Source organism: Pseudomonas sessilinigenes (assembly GCF_003850565.1).
GTDB classification, from domain to species: Bacteria; Pseudomonadota; Gammaproteobacteria; order Pseudomonadales; family Pseudomonadaceae; genus Aquipseudomonas; species Aquipseudomonas sessilinigenes.
Genome location: NZ_CP027706.1, coordinates 2,490,798 through 2,513,927, shown reverse-complemented (window position 1 = coordinate 2,513,927; position 23,130 = coordinate 2,490,798). Strand labels below are relative to the sequence as shown.

At 64.3% G+C, this 23,130-nt stretch carries 22 protein-coding genes; 12 read left to right on the top strand and 10 right to left on the bottom strand.

What is annotated here, in order from left to right; translation table 11 throughout:
- The first annotated feature begins 11 nt into the window (after positions 1-11).
- Complete coding sequence (locus tag C4K39_RS11810; RefSeq protein ID WP_124346452.1) at positions 12-1,634, top strand: MFS transporter; 1,623 nt, start codon at positions 12-14, stop codon at positions 1,632-1,634.
- A 49-nt stretch (positions 1,635-1,683) separates the two neighbouring features.
- On the opposite strand, the gene C4K39_RS11805 is transcribed toward C4K39_RS11810, so the two are convergent.
- Positions 1,684-2,907, bottom strand: a complete 1,224-nt coding sequence (locus tag C4K39_RS11805) for a DUF2599 domain-containing protein (protein ID WP_124346451.1) — start codon at positions 2,905-2,907, stop codon at positions 1,684-1,686.
- A gap of 203 nt (positions 2,908-3,110) precedes the next feature.
- Here C4K39_RS11805 and C4K39_RS11800 point away from each other — a divergent pair, with 203 nt between their 5' ends.
- Positions 3,111-3,851, top strand: coding sequence for a glycine-rich domain-containing protein (locus C4K39_RS11800; protein ID WP_068585715.1), 741 nt, complete (start codon positions 3,111-3,113; stop codon positions 3,849-3,851).
- A 106-nt stretch (positions 3,852-3,957) separates the two neighbouring features.
- On the opposite strand, the gene C4K39_RS11795 is transcribed toward C4K39_RS11800, so the two are convergent.
- Complete coding sequence (locus C4K39_RS11795; RefSeq protein ID WP_068585716.1) at positions 3,958-5,415, bottom strand: serralysin family metalloprotease; 1,458 nt, start codon at positions 5,413-5,415, stop codon at positions 3,958-3,960.
- A gap of 279 nt (positions 5,416-5,694) precedes the next feature.
- Here C4K39_RS11795 and C4K39_RS11790 point away from each other — a divergent pair, with 279 nt between their 5' ends.
- Entirely contained in the window at positions 5,695-5,991 is a 297-nt protein-coding gene (locus C4K39_RS11790) for a hypothetical protein (protein WP_124346450.1), read from the top strand.
- 51 nt (positions 5,992-6,042) lie between these two features.
- Here C4K39_RS11790 and C4K39_RS11785 read toward each other — a convergent pair whose 3' ends face one another.
- Entirely contained in the window at positions 6,043-8,403 is a 2,361-nt protein-coding gene (locus tag C4K39_RS11785; RefSeq protein ID WP_124346449.1) for a DNA polymerase II, read from the bottom strand.
- Positions 8,404-8,598: 195 nt separating this feature from the next.
- On the bottom strand, positions 8,599-8,775 hold the full coding sequence (locus C4K39_RS31505; protein ID WP_164487277.1) for a hypothetical protein: 177 nt from the start codon (positions 8,773-8,775) through the stop codon (positions 8,599-8,601).
- A gap of 198 nt (positions 8,776-8,973) precedes the next feature.
- Here C4K39_RS31505 and C4K39_RS11780 point away from each other — a divergent pair, with 198 nt between their 5' ends.
- Both C4K39_RS11780 and C4K39_RS11775 read left to right on the top strand, forming a co-directional pair.
- Positions 8,974-9,303 (top strand): hypothetical protein, encoded by a 330-nt coding sequence (locus C4K39_RS11780; protein WP_068586838.1) that lies wholly within the window; start codon positions 8,974-8,976, stop codon positions 9,301-9,303.
- Positions 9,304-9,582: 279 nt separating this feature from the next.
- Positions 9,583-10,161, top strand: a complete 579-nt coding sequence (locus C4K39_RS11775; protein ID WP_124346448.1) for a GIY-YIG nuclease family protein — start codon at positions 9,583-9,585, stop codon at positions 10,159-10,161.
- A gap of 78 nt (positions 10,162-10,239) precedes the next feature.
- On the opposite strand, the gene C4K39_RS11770 is transcribed toward C4K39_RS11775, so the two are convergent.
- The 3 genes from C4K39_RS11770 to C4K39_RS11760 all read right to left on the bottom strand — a co-directional run bounded on the left by C4K39_RS11770 (position 10,240) and on the right by C4K39_RS11760 (position 13,436).
- Positions 10,240-12,090, bottom strand: a complete 1,851-nt coding sequence (locus tag C4K39_RS11770; protein ID WP_124346447.1) for an amidohydrolase — start codon at positions 12,088-12,090, stop codon at positions 10,240-10,242.
- Between the two features lie 28 nt (positions 12,091-12,118).
- Complete coding sequence (locus C4K39_RS11765) at positions 12,119-12,697, bottom strand: antibiotic biosynthesis monooxygenase (protein ID WP_068586832.1); 579 nt, start codon at positions 12,695-12,697, stop codon at positions 12,119-12,121.
- 97 nt (positions 12,698-12,794) lie between these two features.
- On the bottom strand, positions 12,795-13,436 hold the full coding sequence (locus C4K39_RS11760; RefSeq protein ID WP_124346446.1) for a hydrolase: 642 nt from the start codon (positions 13,434-13,436) through the stop codon (positions 12,795-12,797).
- Between the two features lie 158 nt (positions 13,437-13,594).
- Between C4K39_RS11760 and C4K39_RS11755 the strand changes: the two genes are divergently transcribed.
- From C4K39_RS11755 to C4K39_RS11730, 6 genes are all read left to right on the top strand, one after another.
- Positions 13,595-14,488, top strand: a complete 894-nt coding sequence (locus C4K39_RS11755; RefSeq protein WP_124346445.1) for a LysR family transcriptional regulator — start codon at positions 13,595-13,597, stop codon at positions 14,486-14,488.
- Between the two features lie 76 nt (positions 14,489-14,564).
- Positions 14,565-15,224: a methyltransferase family protein gene (locus tag C4K39_RS11750; protein ID WP_124346444.1), complete on the top strand. Its 660-nt coding sequence runs from the start codon at positions 14,565-14,567 to the stop codon at positions 15,222-15,224.
- 624 nt (positions 15,225-15,848) lie between these two features.
- Entirely contained in the window at positions 15,849-17,213 is a 1,365-nt protein-coding gene (locus tag C4K39_RS11745; protein WP_124346443.1) for a glutamine synthetase family protein, read from the top strand.
- Between the two features lie 80 nt (positions 17,214-17,293).
- Entirely contained in the window at positions 17,294-18,607 is a 1,314-nt protein-coding gene (locus C4K39_RS11740; protein ID WP_124346442.1) for an NAD(P)/FAD-dependent oxidoreductase, read from the top strand.
- A 66-nt stretch (positions 18,608-18,673) separates the two neighbouring features.
- Positions 18,674-19,060, top strand: coding sequence for a GFA family protein (locus tag C4K39_RS11735; protein WP_124346441.1), 387 nt, complete (start codon positions 18,674-18,676; stop codon positions 19,058-19,060).
- The gene (locus C4K39_RS11730) at positions 19,057-19,521 is read left to right on the top strand and encodes a hypothetical protein (RefSeq protein ID WP_124346440.1); all 465 of its coding nucleotides are present in this window, start codon (positions 19,057-19,059) and stop codon (positions 19,519-19,521) included. The genes C4K39_RS11735 and C4K39_RS11730 overlap by 4 nt, the downstream gene beginning before the upstream one ends.
- Positions 19,522-19,666: 145 nt before the next feature.
- Here the strand turns inward: C4K39_RS11730 and nadE are convergent, their stop codons facing one another.
- The 3 genes from nadE to C4K39_RS11715 are packed head-to-tail and all read right to left on the bottom strand — an operon-like array spanning position 19,667 to position 22,400.
- Positions 19,667-20,512, bottom strand: a complete 846-nt coding sequence (gene nadE / locus C4K39_RS11725; protein ID WP_124346439.1) for an NAD(+) synthase — start codon at positions 20,510-20,512, stop codon at positions 19,667-19,669.
- Between the two features lies 1 nt (position 20,513).
- Positions 20,514-21,743: a nicotinate phosphoribosyltransferase gene (gene pncB / locus C4K39_RS11720; RefSeq protein WP_124346438.1), complete on the bottom strand. Its 1,230-nt coding sequence runs from the start codon at positions 21,741-21,743 to the stop codon at positions 20,514-20,516.
- A 9-nt stretch (positions 21,744-21,752) separates the two neighbouring features.
- Entirely contained in the window at positions 21,753-22,400 is a 648-nt protein-coding gene (locus C4K39_RS11715) for a nicotinamidase (protein WP_124346437.1), read from the bottom strand.
- A 183-nt stretch (positions 22,401-22,583) separates the two neighbouring features.
- Between C4K39_RS11715 and C4K39_RS11710 the strand changes: the two genes are divergently transcribed.
- Complete coding sequence (locus C4K39_RS11710; RefSeq protein WP_124346436.1) at positions 22,584-23,129, top strand: adenylyltransferase/cytidyltransferase family protein; 546 nt, start codon at positions 22,584-22,586, stop codon at positions 23,127-23,129.
- Position 23,130 lies beyond the last annotated feature (1 nt).

Genomic DNA, 23,130 nt, shown 5'->3' with positions numbered 1-23,130 from the left:
GGGATATCGATATGTCGGAACATGCTCAAGCGATGGACACCACGGCCGTGGCGCCCACCAGCAAGGAAAGCCAGAAAGTCATCTTCGCCTCGTCCCTCGGTACCGTCTTCGAGTGGTACGACTTCTTTCTCTACGGTGCCCTGGCGGCGGTGATCAGCAAGCAGTTCTTCGCCGGGGTCAACGACACCACGGCCTTCATCTTCGCCCTGATGGCCTTCGCCGCCGGCTTCGTGGTGCGCCCCTTCGGCGCCCTGGTGTTCGGCCGCCTGGGGGACATGATCGGGCGCAAGTACACCTTCCTCGCCACCATCATCCTCATGGGCCTGGCCACCTTCGCCGTAGGCCTGTTGCCCAACTACGCCAGCATCGGCATCGCCGCGCCGATCATCCTGGTGGCCTTGCGCATGCTCCAGGGCCTGGCCCTGGGCGGCGAATACGGCGGCGCCGCGACCTACGTGGCCGAGCATGCGCCCCATGGCAAGCGCGGCCTGCACACCAGCTGGATCCAGTCCACCGCGACCCTGGGCCTGCTGCTGTCGCTGCTGGTGGTGCTGGCCTGCCGCTACTTCACCGGCGATCAATTCGACGTCTGGGGCTGGCGCTTGCCGTTCCTGCTGTCGATCGTGCTGCTGGGCATCTCCACCTGGATCCGCATGAGCCTGCACGAGTCGCCAGCGTTCCTGAAGATGAAAGAAGAAGGCCGCGCCAGCCAGGCGCCGATCCGCGAATCCTTCGGCAAGTGGGAGAACCTCAAGGTGGTGCTGATCGCCCTGTTCAGCATCAACGCCGGCCAGGCGGTGACCTTCTACGCCGCGCAGTTCTACGTGCTGTTCTTCCTCACCCAGTTCCTCAAGATGGACCCGGCCCTGGCCAACAGCCTGCTGATCATCAGTGTGGTGATTGGCGCGCCGATGTTCATTTTCTTCGGCTGGCTCTCGGACAAGGTCGGCCGCAAGCCGGTGCTGATGCTTGGCCTGCTGTTGGCCACGGCGCTGTACTTTCCGATCTTCAAGGGCCTGGCCCACTACGCCAACCCGGCCATCGACCAGGCCAGCCGCCAGGCGCCCATCACCGTCACCGCCGACCCGGCCACCTGCACCTTCCAGTTCGACCCGGTGGGCAAGGCACGCTTCGACAGCCCCTGCGACAAGGTCAAGACTTTCCTGGTGAAACAGGGCCTGCCCTATTCCAGCATCGCCGCCCCGGCAGGCAGCCCGGTACAGGTCAGCGTCGGCGACGTGAAGATCGACGGTTTCGACGAGGCGGCGCTGCGCGGTGCGGTGACCCTGGCCGGCTATCCGCAACAGGCCGATAACCAGAACGTCAACAAGGCCATGGTGGTGGCGCTGATCGTCGCCCTGATCCTGATCGCCGCCATGTGCTACGGCCCGCTGGCGGCGCTGATGGTGGAACTGTTCCCGACCCGTATCCGCTACACCTCGATGTCCTTGCCCTACCACATCGGCAACGGCTGGTTCGGCGGCTTCCTGCCCACCGTGTCCTTCGCCCTGGTGGTGTACACCGGCGACATCTTCTATGGCCTGTGGTACCCGGTGGCGATCACCGGGGCCAGCCTGCTGGTGGGCCTGCTGTGCCTGAAGGAAACCCGTGAGGTGGACATCAACCACAACTGATGGCCACGGGTGCCTGCCAGGGCACGGCCCTGGCCGGCGGCCGGTTCACTCAGGTGTTGTTGCAACCCTTGGCGATGGAGTCCTCATTGGAGGTATAGGGGCGCGAGGGCTCCAGGTTCCACTGCGGCTTGTCCCGGGCGATGTTGAAGTGGCAGACCAGTTGGCGGCGCATGCTGCCCACCGTGCTGTCGCGGTTGTCCGGGTTGTTTTTCCATTGGGCGTCCAGGTAATGGTCGCTGGCCAACTCGTTGAAGAAGTTGTTGGTCTGGTTGTCCTGGACCTTGCGCCCGCAGTCGGTAGGGGTGACTTCCAGGGTCATGACCTTCTTGCCGAAACCCGGGTCATCCCGCTCGATCCAGGTGGCGCTCTGCACATAGCGCTCGCAGCTGTTCTTCTCGGTGATGGGGTAGATCACCTGCTTCTTGTTGTCGTAGACGAAGCTCGCCTCCTGCTGGGGTGTCTGCGGCAGCTTCATGTTGATCACCGGCAGGTACTGCTGGACCGCCTTGTACCACTGGATCTGGTTCAGGCGCGCGCCCTCCAGGCCGCCCTCCTCGGTGTAGAACAGCGCCAGGATCGACGGCGACTGCGGCGGCTTCTCTTCCCACTTGGCCAGGCGCAGCTCGTTCTGGGTACCGAAGGATTCGGCGGCGATCTGCGCCATGGAGCGGATGCTCTGGTAGAACGCCGGGCCGGCTGCGGCATTGCGCTCGTCGCGCACGTCGAAGGAGCACTGGCGCGAATGATCACCCCGATTCTGCCGGTAGTTGGCGCCCCATTGCTCGGCGGTGGTCACGCCGATCTCGTGGCAGTACTTCTCGACGCTGCCCGGGGTGCGCCGCGAGTCGGTGCAGCCTTGCTGCTGGCGGTCGTCGGTGGCGGCATCGATGGGGAAGGAGCACAGCACGGCGTAGTCCTGGTGATCCTTGGGGTTGCCGAAGATCGTGTCGAAGATGAAGCCGCTCTGCAGGCCGTAGGCCAACTTGCGGAACTTGGAGTCCTTGCGCAGGTAGGACGCCGAGACGCCGCCGCTGGCCTGGCTTTTCGGGCTGATGCTGTAGAACTGGTAGTCGGTGGAGGGCCAGGTGGCGCGAAACAGCACCCCAGAGCAGAGGAACGCCGGCTTGGACGGGCCGCCGCAATCCTGGCGGGTGTCGTTATACAACTGGTTGAGACGGGCCACGGTATCGCTGCCCTGGTCGGCTTGCGCGCTAGACAGCAGGCACAGGCCAGCCAGGCCCATGGCCAGGGGGATGGAGGTACTGAGTTTCATGAGATGGCTTCCGTGTGGGGTGAAATCCATGGTCGGCCACAGGCACGGCCGATACCGCCAGAGGATAGAAGCGTCCCCTGGCGCCATCCGGTTTTTTCCCCGGGGTGTCCCGGATCGCCGCTGCCCGGGCCCGGCACCGCGCGGCTTGAATTAACCGCGGCTTTGCGCCACTGTCTCGGCACTTTTGCGGCGGAGACCCTGGCATGCTGTTCATCCTTCCCACAGTGGCGGCCCTGGCCTTGGCGCTGTTGTTCTGGCGGCGCCAGAAAGCCCTGGCGGCCTTGCGCCGCGAGGCCTTCATCCGCAGTTTCAGCCTGCCGCCCGGGCTCTTTACGCCCCTGCGCACCCGGCACCCCCACCTGACGCTCAAGGACTGCCAACTGGTCGCCCAGGGCCTGCGCCAGTTCTTCCTGGCCTACTTGAAAAGCGGCCAGCGCTACGTGTCGATGCCGTCCCAGGTAGTGGATGACCTGTGGCACGAATTCATCCTCCATACCCGTGATTACCAGGCGTTCTGCCACCAGGCCTTCGGCCAGTTCCTGCACCACACCCCGGCGGCGGTCCTCGGCCAGAATGCCGAGCGCCAGAGCGACAACGGCCTGCGCCGGGTCTGGCGCCAGGCGTGCCTCGAAGAAAACATCCACCCCGCCCAACCCAGCCGCTTGCCGCTGCTGTTCGCCCTGGATGCCAAGCTGAAGATCGCCCAGGGCTTTCACTACGTCGCCGATTGCCAGTCGCTGCGGCGCCTGACCGATAACGGCGCCGGCAGCACGGTGATCCATTGCGGCAGCGAGCTGCACAGCAGCTCTGCAGACAGCGACTCGTCCCCCAGCAGCTCCGACAGCGACAGCTCGCGCTTCGGCGGCGATGGCGGCAGCAGCGACGGCGGCGGTGACAGCAGTGGTTGCGGAGGCGGCGGTTGTGGCGGTGGGGGCGGCGACTGAGCGCCGGGGAAACCTGTGGCGGCCGCGCTGCTACCGAAAAGGTGGCGGGCCCTGGCCGACAGAGTGGAAGCGGCGCATCGCGCGCCGCTCCACTGGACCTGATTGATCAGGCGATGATGTCGGCCGCTACCGCTTGGCCAACGATACCCACGGCGAAGTCCGCCGTGCCGTGACCGGCGAGGTCAACCAGCAGACTGCTCTGGTTGGTGCCGGCGTTGTAGCTGAGGATCGCGTCGCCCGCATGGCCACTGAAGGCCTTGACGAAGTTCAGGGTTGCGCCGCCGGTGGCGAACTGCGCGATACCGGTGAGGTCGATCTTGTCCTGGCCGCTGGTGAAATCCATGATCCAGTCCGGCGCGTTGACGGTGGAATCCGACGCCGCGCCGAAGACGAAGGTGTCCGCCCCGCTTCCGCCCCACAGGGTATCGGCGCCGCCGCCACCGTAGATGATGTCGTTGCCGGCACCACCCTTGAGGACGTTGGCCACCGCGTTACCGATCAGCAGGTCGTTGCCGGAACCGCCAATGGCGTTCTCCACGGTCACGCCATAGGCGATGGAGACGTTGCCCACCAGGCCGCCAACGTCGGAGAAGGCACCGGCGTTGAGGTTGATCTTCTGGTTATGGCTGAAGCCGGAGAAGTCCAGGGTGTCGTTGCCGCCACCGTCCCAGACCGCGAACACCAGCTTGTCGCTGTTGGAGTGCGCGCTGTAGAAGTCCCGCCCGGTGTTGGAGTTAAAGCCGTACACGGTGTCGTCGGCACGGGTCTGGTAGTTGGCGCCGTAGAGCTTCTGCACCGCGACGATGTCGTCTACCAGCGGCGCCGAGGCATAGGCCCCACTACCGTCCTTGCTGAAGTTCTGCCCGGTATTGCTCTCACTCCAGTAGCTCATCAGGCTGTAGCCACGGGTGTCCTGGGCGTAGCTGGCGTCCTTGTAGGTGGGGTTGCCATTGCCGGCGTTGTAGGTACCCGGATGGGACAGGCCCAGGGTATGGCCGATCTCGTGGGTCAGGGTCTGGCGCCCGTAGTTGCCGGTGCCGGGAGTCTCGTTGACCCGGTACTGGCTGTTGATCAGGTACCAGGACTGGCCGTCGTAGCTACCACCGGATGGCAGGTAGGCGAAGGCCGCGCCGCCGGTGCTGACGTTGTAGTTGCCGAAGGTCATGTGCCCGTCGCCACCCTTGGCCGCCTCGGTGAAGCTGACCTTGGCCACATCCGCCCAGGACTGCATCGACAGCACGGCCTGGGCCTTCTGCAAGGCGCTGAACTGGCTGAAGGTACCCAGGGACGGGTTGTAGTTGGCGGGTTTCTCGGTGAGGAAGGTGTAGGTCAGGTCGATCTTGCCGTCACCGTTCTTGTCGTGCCAGGACAGGTTCTTGCGCAGGATCGCATCCGCGGCCTGGTCGGCGGTGAACGACGGCTTGCCGTTCACCGGATCGCTGCCACCCCGGTCATAGCGGTGGCTGAAAGCCTGTACCTGTTGGTAGGCATTACTGGCTTGTGCGGCCTGGTCGGCCCAATTCCAGGTAATTTCCGACAGTGCTTTTGACAGTGTCTTTGACATTGTTACGTCCTTGTTCCAGACAGAAAATGTTCGATAGAACACAAACGACCCCGCCTGCGAGATCGTCCTATCACTCGCCCAAAGAGGCGCTCCGAAGCTGACACACTCGTCGACGGCGAGTCCATGGTTTTTTTCGCCCGCTCAAAACCCGCCGGAGCCGCGTTTCGGGGGCCATATTCCACTCGCGCAAGCGTTGGGCAGGCGATAGGCTAGGCACTGATCCGGGGTGCCAGGGAGGTCGCAACGGCCGTCCCTACCCCTTCTCGCCAGGAGTCCGTAATGCGCAAGACATTGTTGCTGGGCACTTTTATGATCATCACCGGCACCGCCCAGGCCGAAGGCATTCCCCTGTTCAACGTCGCCTGCCCCGGCAACCTGGCGGTCAGCGCCGACCAGGGCGGCCCGGTGTACATCAATGGCAAGGAGGTCAAGAGCACGGCCGTGGATGACCGGCATTTCCAGGTCAAGGCAGGCGAAGCCAACCTGTCCATCAGCGTTGAAGCAGACGATTCGGTCACCGTGAACTACACCGACAAGCACGGTGCCAGCCATTTGTGCGAAGCCGTGGACGACTGACTCGCCCACCCGCCCAGCGGCCCGTCATGACAGCCCGGCCGCTGCTCAGCCTTAGAACAACCCCATCTGCCCACCCACCAGGGTCGAGAAGTCATCCTGCACGAACGGCAGGATGGCGTCCGCCACTGGCTGCAACTGGCGCGTCAGGTAGTGTTCGTAGTCGATGGTGGCACGGCGGATCTCCAGAGGCTCGGGACCCGCCAGGGTCATCACATAGCTGATCCAGCCACCACGCTGGTATTGCAGCGGCCGGCCCTGTTCACGGTTGTAGTCGTCGGCCAGGCGCGCCGCGCGGACATGGGGCGGGACATTGCGCTCGTACTCATCCAGGGGTCGGCGCAGGCGCTTGCGGTAGATCAGCAGATCGTCCTGCTGGCCGGCCAGGGTGCGCTGCACGTAGTCGCGCACATAGTCCTGGTAGGGCTGGCGGTGGAAGATCCGCCGATACAGTTCCTGCTGGAACTCCCGGGCCAGCGGCGACCAATCGGTACGTACGGTCTCCAGGCCCTTGTAGACCATCTCCTGGCCGCCATCGGCGCGCTGTACCAGGCCAGCGTAGCGCTTCTTGCTGCCCTCCTCGGCGCCGCGGATGGTGGGCATCAGAAAGCGTTTGTAGTGGGTTTCGAACTGCAACTCCAAGGCGCTTTCCAGGCCGTACTGCTCGCGCAGGTGATCGCGCCACCACTGGTTGACGTGGTCCACCAGGGCCCGGCCGATCTGCCCGGCGCGCTCCTCGTCGTGAGCGCTGCCGAGCCAGACGAAGGTGGAGTCGGTATCGCCATAGATCACCTGGTGACCCTGGGCCTCGATCAACTGCCGGGTGCGGGCCATGATCTCGTGCCCGCGCAGGGTGATGGACGAGGCCAGGCGCGGATCGAAGAAGCGGCAGCCACTGGAGCCCAGCACGCCGTAGAAGGCGTTCATGATGATCTTCAGGGCCTGGGACAGCGGCGCGTTGTGCTCGCGCTTGGCCACTTCCCGGCCCTCGGCCACCCGCTGGACGATCGCCGGCAGGCAATGCCGGGTACGGGAGAAACGCGCCCCGCGAAAACCCGCCACCGAATGCTCTTCGTCACTCTGGCGCAGGCCTTCCACCAGGCCCACCGGGTCGATCAGGAAGCTGCGGATGATCGAGGGGTACAGGCTCTTGTAGTCCAGCACCAGCACCGATTCATAGAGCCCGGGCCGCGAATCCATGACGAACCCGCCGGGGCTGGCCTGGGGCGGTAGCTCGCCGAGATTGGGGGCGACGAAACCCTGGCGGTGCATCAGCGGCATGTACAGGTGGGTGAAGGCAGCCACCGAGCCGCCACTGCGATCGGCCGGCAAGCCGGTGACGCTGGCCCGCTCCAGGAGGAAGGTCAGCAGCTGGGTCTTGGCGAAGATCCGCGTCACCAACTCGCAGTCCTTGAGGTTGTAGCGGGCCAGGGCCGGCTTGTCCTCGGCGAACATGCGGTTGATCTCGTCCATGCGCTGGTAGGGATTGTCGATCGACTTGCCCTCGCCCAGCAGGGTCTGGGCGACGTTTTCCAGGCTGAAGGACGGGAAGCTCCAGGTGGCCGAGCGCAGCGCCTCGATGCCATCGATGATCAAGCGCCCCGCCGCCGAGGCGAAGTAATGGTTGTGGGTGGCGTGTTCGCGCCAGTGCATCTCCTGCCCTCCACGGCCCAGGCGCAGCGGTACCGCCAGGCGCCGGGCATGCTCATGCAGCACTCGCAGGTCGAACTGCACCAGGTTCCAGCCGATGATCGCGTCGGGGTCGTGCTCGGCCAACCACTGGTTGAGCTTCTCCAGCAATTGCTCGCGACTGGCGCAGAACTCCAGGTCGAAGTCCACCGCACTGTCGTCGGCGCGGGCCTTGCCTAGCATGTACACCTGGCGCTGGCCACAGCCCTCCAGGGCAATGGAATACAACTCGCCACGCTCGCTGGTCTCGATATCCAGGGACACCAGGCGCAGTTGCGGGCGGTAGTCGAGGGCGGGTTTCATCTGCGCGTCCAGCAGCAGCCCATCCGGCCCCGGTTGGCCATTGAACTCCACCGGCGCGGTGATGAAGCGCTCCATCAGGTAGCGCTCCGGCGGGCGGATATCGGCTTCGAACACGTCGACCCCGGCCCGGCGCAGCGTCTTGTCCAGGCGGATCAACTGGTTGTGCTGCGGGCAATACAAACCCAGCACCGGGCGCTGGTGAAAATCACGCAGCTGCAGGGGGCGCAGCTCGACATCCGGATCGTCAGCCAGCAGGCGCTCGGCCTGGGGCCGCTGCACGGCCGGGACAAAAGCCACGGAGGTCTGCAACGGCAGGCGCAGGTGCCGTGGCCCCTGGTCGGTGGCCAGCCAGAATTCGACTTCAGTGCCTGCTGGCGTATCGCGCCAGTGTCGCGTCAGGACGAAGCCTTGTTGTACATCCACCGCTGCAACCTCAGAACCATTTCCAGGCGCCGATTCTACCTGCCCCAGCCCTGCTTGGGGGCTCGAATGAGGGCTTTGCGGCTTTTGTCAGACAATATGTAGTGCCTGAAAATTTTCACTACAAAACCGTTGACGAGCGGATTGCGCCCTTGCATGATGCAGGCGTCCCCCCGATCGGGGGACAAGGCAAAGGTGTTATGAGCAAGCTCGTCTGACCGCCGAGCTGTTGACCCGGATGTGTACTGCCCACAAGGCAGATTGATGAAACTGACCTGGCATTGACCGTTCGCGATTCGACGGGAAAGCCGGCGAGAACTCTTCAAGATGCTTGTGGCCGATGGTGGGAATGTCGGCAGCTTCATCCAGGTTCATGCTGCTTTCTATCGTTGTGGCGCTCTGTGCGTAGCAGTTAATCAAGGTAACTACACACATCAGGCTCTGGGCCTTATCTGTATCCGACAGACACCCTCTGTCGCCCTGTTTCCGGTATCAGGGTTCAACTTACCGATGTAGCAAGATGAATTAGCTAAACAACTTAGATAGATCGATGAATGGTCAAGGGGGCTACAAATGAATCTTAATAACCATCCCACTATTGATGAATTGGCACGTATGTTCGCCGCACGCAAAGACAGCCACGACAGCCATATCCTGTGGATTGCCAAGTCGGGCCAAGTGCATATCGACTGCCTGTCGCCCCATAGCCATGAAGCAGAATTCGACCGCAACAACCAGGATCTGGCAGCCCGCCTGAAGATGTACCGCCGCGGCCAGGGTTATGTCGGCAAGAAAGCCGCCGCCGACAAGGACTTCATCGGTCGGGTACTGGAGACCCTGAAGAACGAATGGCAGTCGCTGCGCGGCAATCCGGAAGTTCGAGTCATCGATCGGTTTTGTTGAGACAAGTTTAATCTCAATATAAAACAGCAGGGGCGCTGAACTTTCAGCGCCCCTTTTTATTGCCCGCAATTAATCCGAACAACATCTTCCAGCTCACTCATCGCGGTTCATGAACACGATCACCTGGCAACTGGACAGCCTGATGGCCAGTTAGTAGCATCGCCCCGCTCAAACCGGCCAGGCGGTTGGCAAAGAGGGCTGCAGTATTCACTGACGCCTCGATGTCACCACCAGGCACGATATTCGAAAGCCAAGTCGAACCTTAAAAAAGGACTTTGTGTGACTGATCGCAGCGGTGTCTTGCGTTACATCATTGGGCGGTACTACTCGGACGATCTGGAAGACGCCGAAGCCCGTACCGGATACAGCGTCAAGCAGATCCAGGAGTGGTGCTCAGGCCATTGCCAGCCCCAGCACATCACCGTCGAGTACTTCATTCACCGCGCCTTCACGCCTGAATTCCAGTCGGTGATCGAATTCGCCGAGTTCCAGCCGGATCAACCGGTGATGAAGCAGTTGAAGGTCCTGTTCAAAGGACACGAAGACCGGGCCGGCATCTATGCGTTCTATGACTCGATGGCCAACCTCATCTACCTCGGCAAAGCCACCAACCTGCTCAAGGAAGCCTATTCGGCCATACGCCGGGATGTGCATATCCAGTTCCCCGCGGGAATCAAGAAGAAGCCCGAGAAACGCTATGAACTGGTGCGCTACATTTCTGCCTACGATGTCGGCAGCTCAGAATGGCGAGACTTTCCAAAGCATGTCGAGTCCCTGATCCTGCGTATTTCCAAGCCAATCCTGAACAAGAACATCGGTCACATCGAACAGGCGTATGCCGCGCCTGGTGAAGACTGAGACACTTGCCTGTCGCGAATACCCAGCCAGCAGGCGACAGCACGCCGCAGCGTCCTGTCGCCCTTTTATCGGCTGGGTTCAAAAGGCAAAGCACGAGCAGCCAAACGCGCCCCAGAAGCCCTGGAAATCGCTGACCGGCACCTTGGCCAGGCGAGCCCGCTCGTGCCCGTGGGCATGCACCGCGCAAGGACCGCTGCACTGGTGCAACTGAGCCGACAACGGCGCGGCAGGCTTCCAATGCCCTGGCACCTTGGCCACCGGCGACCAGTCCGGCGTCACGGGCAAGCTGGGCGGCGCCAGCGAGTGGAAGTCGCCGGCGGCATGCACCACCTTGCCATCCACCACCGTCAACAGCGACTCGATCCACTTGATCGCCTCTTCCTCGACGCTGAAGTAGTCCGCCGACAGGGCCACCAGATCCGCCAGTTGCCCGACCTTGAGCTGGCCTTTCTTGCCCTGTTCCGAGGAGAACCAGGCGCTGCCGTGGGTATAGAGCTCCAGTGCGGTATCGCGATCCAGGCCCTGGGGATACAGAGCCAGGCCACCGACGGTCTTGCCACTGACCATCCAGTACAACGAGGTCCAGGGGTTGTAGCTCGAGACCCGGGTGGCATCGGTACCGGCGCCCACTGGAATGCCTTCGGCGAGCATGCGCTGGATCGGCGGGGTCATCTCGGCCGCCTTGGCGCCATAGCGGTCGACGAAGTACTCGCCCTGGAAGGCCATGCGGTCCTGGATCGCGATGCCACCGCCCAGGGCCCGGACCCGCTCGATATTGCGCGGGCTGATGGTCTCGGCATGGTCGAAGAACCAGGGCAAGCCGTTGAAGGGGATATCGCGGTCGACCTTTTCGAAAACATCGAGCATGCGCGAAATGGATTCGTCATAGGTCGCATGCAGGCGGAACGGCCAGCGCTGCTCCACCAGATGGCGGACCACCGGCTCCAACTCCTGCTCCATGTCCTGAGGCAGATCGGGGCGCGGCTCGAGGAAGTCCTCGAAATCGGCGGCGGAGAACACCAGCATCTCCCCTGCCCCGTTGTGCCGCAGGAAGTCATCGCCCTGGCCGTAGCGCACGCTGCTGGTCCAGTTCTTGAAGTCCGCCAGTTCTTGCTTGGGTTTCTGGGTGAACAGGTTGTAGGCGATGCGCACCGTCAATTGCTGCTGGGCCGCCAGTTGCTCGATCACCTGGTAGTCGTCCGGGTAGTTCTGGAAGCCGCCACCCGCATCGATGGCACTGGTGACCCCAAGGCGATTGAGCTCACGCATGAACTGGCGGGTGGAGTTGACCTGGTACTCCAGCGGCAACTTGGGCCCCTTGGCCAGGGTGGCGTAGAGGATCATCGCGTTGGGCCGGGCGATCAGCATGCCGGTGGGATTGCCGTTGCCATCACGGACGATCTCGCCGCCCGGCGGGTTCGGGGTATGGCGATCGTAGCCCACCACCCGCAGCGCGGCGCGGTTGAGCAGCGCCCGGTCGTAGAGGTGCAGGACGAATACCGGGGTATCCGGTGCCGCCTGGTTCAACTCTTCCAGGGTTGGCATGCGTTTTTCGGCGAACTGGAATTCGTTCCAGCCGCCGACCACCCGCACCCACTGCGGTGCCGGGGTGCGCTGGGCCTGTTCCTTGAGCAGGCGCAGGGCATCGGCCAGCGACGGCACGCCTTCCCAGCGCAGCTCCAGGTTGTAGTTGAGGCCACCGCGGATCAGGTGCAGGTGCGAGTCGTTGAGCCCGGGGATCACCGTACGCCCCTTGAGGTCGATGACCTGGGTGCTGCTGCCGCGCAAGGCCATGGCCTGGGCATCGTCGCCCACGGCGATGAAGCGCCCGTCCTTGATCGCCACGGCCGTGGCCCGAGGGTTGGCCCGGTCCACGGTATGCAGGCGGCCGTTGAACAGGATCAGATCGGCAATTGCGTTGTGGTTCATGGCATGGCTCCGATTGAGGCGAAAAGGTTCAGGCCGCGCCGCGCGGTTGCAGCCAGCGGCTGAACAGGCGGGTGACCCGAGGCATGAAAACGTAGACCACCAGCAGCACGATGCTCAGGGTGATCAGCACATTGGCCTGCACGTAACCGCCAAGCCAGGGCAGCCAGGCGAACAGCGGCTTCCATAACTGCGGCACGAGGAAGGTCAGCGGCAGGATCACCAGGAAGGTCACGCAGGCTTGCTTCCAGCGCGGCGGCGGGGCCGGCGCGGCGCTGTCCTGGGGGGTGAACCAGAACTCGCGCTCGACATTGACCTCGGTCTGGTCGCCATCGGCCAGCAGGTGCTGGGCCTGTTGCACCAGTTGCCGACGGTCGTCGGAGTCCAGCCAGTCTTGCAACTGCTCGGTGCTGGCAAAGCGCAGCACGCTGGTGAAGAGGCCGAGGCCGCCGCTGTGGCCGCGCACCACATCGATCCCCAGGTGCCCCGGATAACTGCGGGCCTTGGCGATGATCTGGCGCAGCCAGGTCTCATAGGCCTGCTCCTGCCCCTTCTTGATGCGGTGGCGCACCAGCAGGGTGACCACGCCATCGGTAAGTTCAATATTCATCTGCGACTCCGCACTGCCAGCACATTGAGCGACCAGCAGGGGCGCGCCCTGCTGCACGATATCCAGCGAGTGCCCAGGGGCACCGCCTGGCGAGCCATCACAGCCGGCGCTGCCCGGCCTTGTGCACCATGCTGTAGGCATAGTCGACACCCATGCCGTAGGCACCGCTGTGCTCCAGCACCAGGGCCATGACTGCGTCGTAGGTATCCTTGCGGGCCCAGTCGCGCTGGTACTCGAGCAGCACCTGCTGCCAGGTCACCGGCACCGCGCCGGCCTGGACCATGCGCTGCACCGCCATGTCGTGGGCTTCCTGGCTGGTGCCGCCGGAGGCATCGGTGACGATGTACACCTCATAGCCCTCGGCCAACGCCTCCAGGGCCGGGAAGGTCAGGCAGACCTCGGTCCACAGGGCCGCCATCACCAGTTTCTTGCGCCCGGTGGCCTGCACGGCCGCCACCAGGTGGCGATCCTCCCAGGAATTCATCGAGGTCCGTTCGATGGGCTGTTGCTCGGGAAACACCGCCAGCAGTTCCGGCCAGATGTAGCCGCTGAAACTCTCGGTCTCCACCGAGGTGAGGATGCTCGGTACGTTGAAGATCCTGGCGGCCTTGGCCAGGGCCACGGTGTTGTTCTTCAGGGCCTGGCGGTCGATCGATTGCACGCCGAAAGCCATCTGCGGCTGGTGGTCGATCAGGATCAGGGCCGAGTTGTGCGGGGTGAGCAATTCACGAATGGACATGGCGCGTTCCTTTTGCAGTCAGAGTGAGGGGCGAACATGACCGGCTGATGGCGCTAGAGGCGCCCTGTGGGGCCGGCTTGGTGGTTAATCTAGGTTCTGGCTGAAACAGGAACAATTCCCTAAAATCGAGAATCATTGATTCCAAAACAGGGACAATCATGGATCGTATCGAATGCATGCGCGCCTTCGTCGCCACCGTCGACGAAAGCGGTTTTGCCGCTGCGGCGCGGGCCATGGACGTGCCCCGCTCCAAGGTCAGCAAACAGATCCAGGCCCTGGAGGAAAGCCTCGGCGTGCAACTGCTGCAACGCACCACCCGCAGCCTGCACCTGACCGAGACCGGCGCCGAATACTACGAATCCGCTCGCGAAGTGCTGGCAGCGGTGGACGAAGCCGAGCAGCGGGCCCGGGACGGTAGCGCCGAGCTGCGCGGAGTCTTGCGGGTCAACGCGCCGATGTCTTTCGGCCTGCGCCGGCTCGGGCCGCTGGTGCCGCTGTTCCATGAACTGCATCCGCTGATCGAGTTGCAGCTGGTGCTCAGCGACCAGCAAGTGGACCCGGTGCGCGGCGGCTTCGACGTGACGCTGCGGATCGCCAGCCTGGCGGATTCCTCCCTGGTAGCCCGGCAACTGGCGCCGGTGCCACGGATCATGGTGGCCTCCCCCGCCTACCTGGAACGCACCGGCGTGCCGCTCCAGCCCAAGGATCTGGGCAGCCACCGGTTTCTCGGCTACGGCTACCTGCAAAGCGGCGTCAGCCTGCAGTTGAGCCATGGCAGCGATACCCAGCGGGTGCATGTGACCGGGCCCCTGCACGCCAACAATGGCGACCTGCTGGCCCAGGCGGCGGAGGCTGGAATGGGGATCGCCCTGCTGCCGGACTTCATCGTCGAAGAGGCCCTGGAGGCAGGACGCCTGGTGCCGGTGCTGTGCCAGTGGCAGGCGCCGCCGATCAGCATCAACGTGGTCTACCCTTCGGCCCGGCGAGTACCGCAGAAGACCCGGGCCTTCATCGACTTCCTGGTGAGCCGGCTGGCCCAGCGCAGCGCCTGAACCGGACCAACGTACACCTGGCCGAACCGGCGCGCTCCTACACTCAAAGGAGGTTCCTGATGCTAGTGCGGTCATCATGAAAATCTCTCCTCGACTGGCCATCTCCAGCCTGCTGGGCGCCCTGGCCTACCTTGGACTGGCGATCTGGGGACGCGGCGGCTTCGCGGCGTTCTTCGCCCACCCGGCGCTGACCTTGATCGCCATTGCCACCTTGCTCATGGTGTTGGCCTCGCTGTACAGCGAGGTCAACCTCAGCAGCGGCGAACAGGAAGACCGGGACAATCGCTGGGTGCTGCCGGTGTTCGGCCTGATCGGCCTGGCGAGCGGTTTCCTGCCAGCCTATTGCGATCGCCTGGAGTTCTGGACCTTCGGCGGCGAGCCCCTGCGCTGGCTCGGCGCGCTGTTGTTCATCGCCGGTGGTGCCTTGCGCCTGTGGCCGGTGTTCATCCTCGGCCGGCGCTTCAGCGGCTTGGTGGCCATCCAGCCCGATCACCGCCTGGTGACCGACGGCCTGTATCGCCACTTGCGCAACCCCAGCTACCTCGGCTTGCTGGTCAACGCAGTGGGTTGGGCCCTGGCTTTCCGTTCCGGGCTGGGGCTGTTGCTGGCGGCGCTGACCCTGGTGCCGTTGATTGCCCGGATCCACGCCGAGGAGGCGCTGCTCCGCGAGCATTTCGGCCAGCCCTACGAGGACTACTGCGCCCGCAGCTGGCGCTTGTTGCCCGGCCTCTACTGAAATGCCGTAAAAAAAATTAGACACCCTCGCCAAGGCCAACGCCACGCTCTAGCCCGGGACTTGGCACCGACTCCATGAAGGCCTGCCGGGGCTGACTGACTCCACCCCCCCCTTACATTGGCCAAAGGATTCTTGCAGTATGGGTTCGCCTCGGGGCTTGCTGCCCCTGAGACACCCGGAAGAATAAGCACAACGAACTCGACAGCGAGATCACCGGCCGATGTCCCTCACGAACCCGTACCACGGATTCGCCCGCCCCGCTCCCACGGCTTGCAGCCAGGGTCGCACGGGCATGGCCGTCGCACAGGGTTCGCTGCCTGTTCGCCACCTTCGCCACTTCGCCCATCCCCCTCATGAGGTCCATGAGGGTCGCGCCGCCGTCATCGGTTATTACCTGCTGGACAGGTCCTGCCCATGAAGCTCCTGGTCAACCTGCCCATGGCCCTATGCCGTTCCCGCCTGCGCCACTCCTCACGTCCTCCGGATCACTCGCTCCTGGCCTGATCGCGCAACGTTGCGCATCACCCCTCCAGACCTGTTTTGCGTCCCTGCGAACGCCCCGTGCGTGGTGTCGTCGCAGGACCTGAAAACCTCTGCGCCCTGAAGGCGCAAGCGAGAACCAGCATGCATTTTGCCGCCCCCGAAGAGGCCCGTGATTTCCTGGCCGCCAACCCCGATATCGACATGATCGAGCTGTTCATCCTCGACGCCAACGGCGTGCCCCGAGGCAAGCTGCTGCACCGCGAGGAACTGCTGGCGGTGTATGAAAGCGGCCGCCCCCTGCCCAGCACCATCCTCGGCCTGACCCTCAATGGCGACGACGTGGAGAACTCCGGACTGGTGTGGGATGTGGGCGATATCGACTGCCGCGCCTATCCGCTGGCGGGCAGCCTGGTACGCCTGCCCTGGCGGCAGATCCCCACCGCTGCGGTGCAGGTCAGCATGCACCCGCAGGAAGGCCAGCCAGCCAACATCGCCGACCCGCGTCACCTGTTGATCAAGGTCATCGACCGGCTCAAGGCCGACGGCTACTACCCGGTGATGGCCTGCGAACTGGAGTTCTACCTGCTGGACGCCAGGCGCGACGGCAATGGCCGCCCTCAACCGGCGCTGGATGCCGATGGCGGCCGACCGCGTACCACCCAGGTCTATGGCCTGCGGGAACTGGAACAGATCGAACCCTTCCTCGCCGACCTCTATGCCGCCTGCAAGCTGCAGGGCATTCCGGCGCGCACGGCGATTTCCGAGTACGCCCCAGGCCAGGTGGAGATCACCCTGGAGCATGGCGACGCCCTCGCCGCCATGGACCAAGCCGTGCGCTACAAGCGCCTGGTCAAGGCCGTGGCCCACCAGCATGGAATGCAGGCCACCTTCATGGCCAAACCCTTCGACCACCTGGCCGGCACCGGCATGCACATGCACGTGAGCATCGCCGATGCCGCCGGCAACAACCTGTTCGCCGCCCAGGACCCGGCCGGCACCCCGCTGCTGCGCCAAGCGGTGGGCGGCATGCTCGCCTCGCTGCTGGACTCGTTGCTGCTGTTCTGCCCCAACGCCAACTCCTACCGGCGCTTCCAGGCCAACAGCTATGCGCCGCTGGCCCCCACCTGGGGCGTCGATAACCGCACCGTGAGCCTGCGGGTTCCCGGCGGTCCGGCCAATAGCCGGCACATCGAACATCGCATTTGCGGCGCCGATGCCAACCCCTACCTGGCCGCCGCGGCGATCCTCGCCGCAGTCCATCGCGGCCTGGATGAACAACTCGACCCGGGTGATCCGGTGCAGGGCAACGGTTATGCCCAAGCCAAGGAACTGCTGCCCACCGACTGGCTGACCTCGCTCACCGCCCTGGAACGCTCGACCTGGGCCCGCGAGGCCCTGGGCAGCGAATTCCTCGGGGTGTACCTGGCGGTCAAGCGCGCCGAGTACCGCCAGTTCATGGCCGAGGTCGGCGAGCAGGACTGGCGCTGGTACCTGACCCAGGCCTGAGCCCCCCTGCTGGCAACCCGACTTGCTGGCCGCTGCCTACCGGCAGCGGCCCGGTTCATTCTTTTGCGAGGAGTTCCCCCATGAGCGCCGCCTTCGATCCGCGGACCCCGGCAGCCGAGCGCTGCCCCAGCTACTACAGCGCCACCCTCAACCAGGAAACCCAGTACCCGACCCTGCAAGGCAGCCAGCAGGTGGACGTGGTGATCATCGGTGGCGGCTTCACCGGCGTTGCCAGCGCCGTGGAGCTGGCCGAGCGCGGCCTGAAGGTGGCCATCGTCGAGAGCCACAAGATCGGCTGGGGCGCCAGCGGGCGCAACGGCGGCCAGGTCACCGGCAGCCTGTCCGGCGATGCCGCCATGCGCAAGCAGATGCGCCGCAGCCTGGGCAACGAGGTGGATGACTTCATCTGGCACCTGCGCTGGCGCGGGCACCAGATCATCCGCCAGCGGGTAGAAAAATACGCCATTGCCTGCGACCTCAAGCACGGCCACCTGCATGCCGCCTACAAGCCCGGGCACCTGGCCGAGTTGCGCGCCGCCTACGACGAAGCGGTGGAACGTGGCATGGGCGACGAGGTCAGCCTGCTGGACCGCGAGCAGGTCCGCGGCCTGCTGGAAAGCGATCTCTACCACGGCGCGATCAAGAACACCCGCAACCTGCACCTGCACCCGCTGAACCTGTGCATCGGCGAGGCCCGCGCCGCCGAAAGCCTCGGCGCGCTGATCTTCGAACACAGCCCGGTGCTGGAGATCGTCCATGGCCCGCAGCCGGCGGTGGTCACCGCCCAGGGGCGCATCGAGGCCCGCCAGGTGCTGCTGGCCGGCGACGTCTACCACAAGCTCGAGCCCGGGCAACTCAAGGGCAAGATCTTCCCGGCCATGGGCGGCATCGTCACCACCGAACCCCTGGGCGACCTGGCCCGGCGCCTGAACCCCGAGGACCTGGCGGTGTACGACTGCCGCTTCGTCCTCGACTACTACCGGATGACCGCCGACGGCCGCCTGCTGTTCGGCGGTGGCGCCAACTACAGCGGCAAGGATTCGCGGGATATCGCCGGCGAGCTGCGGCCGTGCATCGAGCGTACCTTCCCGGCGCTCAAGGGCGTGGCCATCGACTTCCAATGGAGCTGCGCCATGGGCATCGTGATCAACCGCATCCCGCAACTGGGCAAGCTCTCGGACAACGTCTGGTACTGCCAGGGCTACTCCGGGCATGGCGTGGCCACCAGCCACATCATGGGCGAGATCATGGCCGAGGCCCTGACCGGCCACCTGGGCCGCTATGACACCTTTGCCACCTGCCAGCACATCCGCGTGCCGTTCGGCGACCAGTTGGGCAACCCGATGCTGGCCGCCGGCATGTGGTACTACCAGATGCTGGAGAAACTGCGCTGAAGCCAGTTGGAGGGCATGCTAGATTCGCCCTCCAGCCACTACGGCACACCCTGGAGGAGGACCAGCATGAGCGCAGAGATATACCAGGGCGGCTGCCTGTGCGGGCAGATTCGCTTCGAAGCCCGGGGGCCTGCCGCCAATCCCCACACCTGCTCGTGCAAGCTATGCCAGCGCCATAGCGGCGCCCTGACCCTGGCCTGGGTCGAGTTCCCCCGCGAGCGGGTGCGCTGGACTGGCCCGGGCGGCGCGCCGAGCACGTTCAGGTCGTCGGACTATTCCAGCCGGGCGTTCTGTGCCCAGTGCGGCAGCTCCCTGGGCGCCATCGACGACGAACCCACGGTCGCCCTGCTGCTGGGGACGTTCGACAGCAACAACCGCAAGGCGCTGATGCCCACCCACCACTCCTACAAGAGCCAGCGACCGCGCTGGTGGCACGCCGGAGAAGCGCCATGAACCCAGGCAGCGGCCACGAAAAACTGGCGACGAATATCTGGACCTGGTACGGCCAGGACCAGTACCGCTGGCTCATCCTCCTGGGCGAACTGGGACCGGCCCTGGAGTTCCTGGCCATGGACGCGAGCCGGCAACGGGTGGAGATCGGTTGCTGCGCGGAATGCAACCTGTGGTCCGATCAGTTGGATTACCTGGAGCGTTTCGTGCGGGATTTCCCGGCGCGGCTGGACCCGGCCCTGCACCAGCACCTGCAAGCCTTGCTGACAGCCTGTGAAGGGCTGAGCCCGGAAGCCTACGGCATGACCCTGGAGGACAACGGTTTCGAACACCGGCAATGGCAGCCATTGCGCCAGGCGGCCCAGCTCGCGCTGGAAGACCTGGGCTGGCCAGAGGCACGGGAGCACATGCCCGAGCTGGTCGCCGATTGCCGCATGGCCCTGGACAAGTGGCGCGATGGTTGAAACCGCTGCGTGTAGCCGCTGCCGCAGGCTGCGCATGGCTCGGCACGAGCCACATCCGGCGTATCCGAAATTGGCCTGATGTACCCCATCGCCAGGCTTGGCGGGCGCTGCGCCCCCGGTCGCAGCCTCGCCCGCTCGGCAGCGGTTAAAGGGACCGGGTATGTGGCGCCGGAGTGTGGGGCAAGGCGCGCTTATGGGCGGTGCGCTGGTAGGCGTTTTCGATCAATTGGCGCACGGTATCGGGTACCGGCTGGCCCATCAGGTAGGCGTCGATTTCCTCGTAGCTGCACCCATAGGCGTCCTCGTCCAGCTTGCCCGGGGCCAGTTCTTCGAGGTCTGCGGTGGGTGCCTTGCGCACCAGGTGCCCAGGCGCGCCAAGGGCATCGGCCAGCAGCCGCACCTGAGTCTTGGTCAGGCTCGATAACGGCGCCAGGTCGCAAGCGCCGTCGCCGTACTTGGTGAAGAAACCCATCAACGCCTCGGCGCCATGATCGGTGCCCACCACCAGGCCATTGCTCAGGTTGGCCACCGCGTACTGGGCCAGCATCCGGGCCCGGGCCTTGACGTTGCCCTTGGTGAAATCCGTGAGGGCCGCCGAAGGTTGCAGACCGTCGACCTGCACCTCGCGCATCAGGCCATCGACGCTGTCGGCGATATTGCAGGTACTGATCTCATCGGGGCGGATGAATGCCAGGGACGCCTGGGCGTCCTGCTCATCGGCCTGGTGGCGATACGGCAGGCGCATGGCGATGAAACGCACCCCATGACCGGCCTCGCGCATCTGCTCCACCGCCAGTTGGCACAGGCGCCCGGCCACCAGGGAATCAACGCCGCCGCTGATGCCCAGCACCAGGCTGTGGCAACCGGAATCACCCAGGACCTGCTGGATGAATGCCACGCGGCGGGCAATCTCGGCAGGCTCGCCGCCAGCGACCAGTTGCCGGTCGATGCCCAGTTCCCGGGCGATACGTTCTTGGGTCGGATGGGTCATGTCAGGCCTCCAGGGGCGAGTTGGCAAGATCGACGTTGAATACCTGCGCCGCATAGCGAAGGAAGGATGGGTCTTCACAGACGTTCTTCACCGGGTCGTCGGAGAACTTCACCACCGGCTCGCCATGCACCCGCACCAGCTTCATCACGATGCTCAGCGGCTCCACACCCTCCACATCGCAGGCCAGGCTGGTGCCCATGCCGAAACCGAAGCGAGCCTGGCCGCGCACATGACGCAGGATCGGCAGGCATTTCTCGAAGTTCAGGCCGTCGGAGAACATCAGGTCCTTGCTCCGCGGGTCGATGCCCAGTTCCCGATAGCGGGCCAGGACCTTGTCGGCCCAGACCAGCGGGTCCCCGGAATCCTGGCGCAGGCCGTCATACAACTTGGCGAAGTACAGGTCGAAGTCCTTGAGGAAGAAGTCGGTGCTGATGCAGTCGGTCAAGGCGATGCCCAGGCGCCCGCGATACTCGCGAACCCAGTTCTCCAGCGCAGCGTTCTGGCTTTCCCGCAGCCGCCCCAGTTGCTGGTGCACCATCAGCCACTGGTGGGCCATGGTGCCGATCAGCGGCAGGTCGAACTCGTAGGCCAGGTGCGCATTGCTGGTGCCGACGAACACCCCGGGAAAATCACTGTGCATGATCTTCACCACTTCGCGCTGGGCCTTGAACGACAAGCGCCGGCGGGTGGAGAAGTCCGAGACCCGCAATTCGGCGAGTTCATCGCGGCTGGCATTCTTCTCCAGCCATTCGAACTTCTGGTAGAGCCGGCGAGTGACGTCCGCCAGTTCGACATCCGGGTACTTGTCGCGATTGCGCAGCTCGCTGACCATGGCCAGCACCGGTTGCTCGAACATGATGCAATGCAGCATCGGGCCACGGACGCGGATGCTCAACTGACCCTCGATGGCGGCCACGTGGATGTAGCGCAGGTTGAAGCGGAACAGCCCGAGGAATTGCTCGAAATCAGGGGTCAGGTATTCGCGAAAACGCTTGTTGAACAAAAAGCGCTGCTCGCCTTCGCGCATCTCCAGGTCGGCCAGTTTCTCCAGCTCCTGGCGGATCTCGGGGATCAGGTGCACCAGGGACTCTTTGGAGCGAACGATGAACTGGTACTCGACCTCGACATTGGGGTGCTGGTGCAGCACCGCCTGCATCATGGTGAAGGTGTAGTAGTCGGTGTCCAGCAGGCTCTGGATCACGCCGTTGTCGCGGTCAAATGCACTTTCCATGGTGACTCCTCAAACGCTGGCCAGGCTGGCGGTTTCTTCGCGGGTCGCGGCTATCGCGATACCGGCTTGCTGCATGTCGGCGATGGCCTGGGTGGCGCCCTCGGCGCTGATGGCCCGGCACGCCGGCAGGTGGATGATCACCTTGAAACCGGCGGCGGCCAGTTGCAGGGCGGTGGTCTTGACGCAGAAGTCCAGGGCCAGGCCACCAACAATGACCCGTTGTACGCCCTGGCTCTTGAGGTACTCGATGACCCCGGTGGAGAGCTTGCCGTGCAGGTCGTGGTAGCAGGCGCCGTAGGGGTGCAGGTCCGGCTCCACGCCCTTCCACACGAAGTAGTCGTAGTCATAGGGGCTGGGCAATTCGTCCAGCAGGGTGAAGCCCTCGGTGCCTGGAACGCAGTGGCTGACCCAGGTCAGGTCGGCGTGTGCCAGGCCGGTGGGCTGGAGCATCTGCTCGTGCCCGGCCACCACCCAGGGAGCCTGGGGACTGTGGGCGTCCTTGCTGCCAACACGCAGGCTGGCCAGGGTCGCCATGAAGTTCAGCTCGCCACCGATGCGGTCGCCCTCGGCCACCGGCAACTCGTCCGGGCACAGCGGGGTGAAGCTCTTTTGCGCATCGACATCGAAAGAAGCGGTCTTCATCGTTTGGCTGTTCATGCTGGGTCTCTCCTCTGCATGGAGCACAAAGTACATGTCATGTACTTTTGTGGCAATCCCCCCTACTTCAGTTTTTTCAATGTCGCCAAATCGATCACAAATTTAATGACAGCCTCAAACAGCAGTTGCAGCAGGACAAAGCGGTGATAAAGTACACGTCATGTACCAACAAAGGATAAGCCAATGTTCGAACTGGCCCTGTATGGCGGCGCCTTCAATCCGCCCCACGCCGGACACGCCCAAGTGATGCTCAAGGCCGCTCGCCATGCCCGGCGCGTCCTGGTGGTGCCCAGCTTCCGCCACCCCGACGGCAAGCGCATGGCCGACTTCGAACAACGGGCACTCTGGTTGCAGGCCATCACCGGACACCTGCAAGCACAATGCCCGGCCGAGCTGGCGGTGAGCCGCCTGGAGCAGACACTGGCGCTGGCCGATCCCGGCCCGGTATACAGCATCACCCTGCTCGAGCGCCTGGCCGACGACCTGGCCCTGGAGGGCAAGCGCATCGCCCTGGTGGTCGGTGAGGATGTCGCGCGGCAGCTGCCCAGGTTCCACCGCGGCCGGGAGTTGCTGCAGCGTTTTTCCATCCTGTGCATCGAGGAACAGCCTGGGGTGCGCAGCACGGTCTTGCGTCAATGCCTGGCTCGTGGCGAAACACCGCCCAGCCAGTGGCTGGCTCCGGGGATGAATCCGCTAAACTACGGCCTCTACGCCGCCCACGGAAGTTGAT

What these genes read in the sequence shown, in the direction of transcription:
- pncB (WP_124346438.1), bottom strand. Translation starts at nt 21,743, where the DNA reads ATGGAAAGTGCATTTGACCGCGACAACGGCGTGATCCAGAGCCTGCTG.
- C4K39_RS11715 (WP_124346437.1), bottom strand. Translation starts at nt 22,400, where the DNA reads ATGAACAGCCAAACGATGAAGACCGCTTCTTTCGATGTCGATGCGCAA.
- C4K39_RS11800 (WP_068585715.1), top strand. Translation starts at nt 3,111, where the DNA reads ATGCTGTTCATCCTTCCCACAGTGGCGGCCCTGGCCTTGGCGCTGTTG.
- C4K39_RS11730 (WP_124346440.1), top strand. Translation starts at nt 19,057, where the DNA reads ATGAACCCAGGCAGCGGCCACGAAAAACTGGCGACGAATATCTGGACC.
- C4K39_RS11770 (WP_124346447.1), bottom strand. Translation starts at nt 12,090, where the DNA reads ATGAACCACAACGCAATTGCCGATCTGATCCTGTTCAACGGCCGCCTG.
- C4K39_RS11740 (WP_124346442.1), top strand. Translation starts at nt 17,294, where the DNA reads ATGAGCGCCGCCTTCGATCCGCGGACCCCGGCAGCCGAGCGCTGCCCC.
- C4K39_RS11735 (WP_124346441.1), top strand. Translation starts at nt 18,674, where the DNA reads ATGAGCGCAGAGATATACCAGGGCGGCTGCCTGTGCGGGCAGATTCGC.
- C4K39_RS31505 (WP_164487277.1), bottom strand. Translation starts at nt 8,775, where the DNA reads ATGAACCTGGATGAAGCTGCCGACATTCCCACCATCGGCCACAAGCAT.
- C4K39_RS11710 (WP_124346436.1), top strand. Translation starts at nt 22,584, where the DNA reads ATGTTCGAACTGGCCCTGTATGGCGGCGCCTTCAATCCGCCCCACGCC.
- C4K39_RS11750 (WP_124346444.1), top strand. Translation starts at nt 14,565, where the DNA reads ATGAAAATCTCTCCTCGACTGGCCATCTCCAGCCTGCTGGGCGCCCTG.
- nadE (WP_124346439.1), bottom strand. Translation starts at nt 20,512, where the DNA reads ATGACCCATCCGACCCAAGAACGTATCGCCCGGGAACTGGGCATCGAC.
- C4K39_RS11805 (WP_124346451.1), bottom strand. Translation starts at nt 2,907, where the DNA reads ATGAAACTCAGTACCTCCATCCCCCTGGCCATGGGCCTGGCTGGCCTG.
- C4K39_RS11765 (WP_068586832.1), bottom strand. Translation starts at nt 12,697, where the DNA reads ATGAATATTGAACTTACCGATGGCGTGGTCACCCTGCTGGTGCGCCAC.
- C4K39_RS11810 (WP_124346452.1), top strand. Translation starts at nt 12, where the DNA reads ATGTCGGAACATGCTCAAGCGATGGACACCACGGCCGTGGCGCCCACC.
- C4K39_RS11790 (WP_124346450.1), top strand. Translation starts at nt 5,695, where the DNA reads ATGCGCAAGACATTGTTGCTGGGCACTTTTATGATCATCACCGGCACC.
- C4K39_RS11760 (WP_124346446.1), bottom strand. Translation starts at nt 13,436, where the DNA reads ATGTCCATTCGTGAATTGCTCACCCCGCACAACTCGGCCCTGATCCTG.
- C4K39_RS11745 (WP_124346443.1), top strand. Translation starts at nt 15,849, where the DNA reads ATGCATTTTGCCGCCCCCGAAGAGGCCCGTGATTTCCTGGCCGCCAAC.
- C4K39_RS11755 (WP_124346445.1), top strand. Translation starts at nt 13,595, where the DNA reads ATGGATCGTATCGAATGCATGCGCGCCTTCGTCGCCACCGTCGACGAA.
- C4K39_RS11780 (WP_068586838.1), top strand. Translation starts at nt 8,974, where the DNA reads ATGAATCTTAATAACCATCCCACTATTGATGAATTGGCACGTATGTTC.
- C4K39_RS11795 (WP_068585716.1), bottom strand. Translation starts at nt 5,415, where the DNA reads ATGTCAAAGACACTGTCAAAAGCACTGTCGGAAATTACCTGGAATTGG.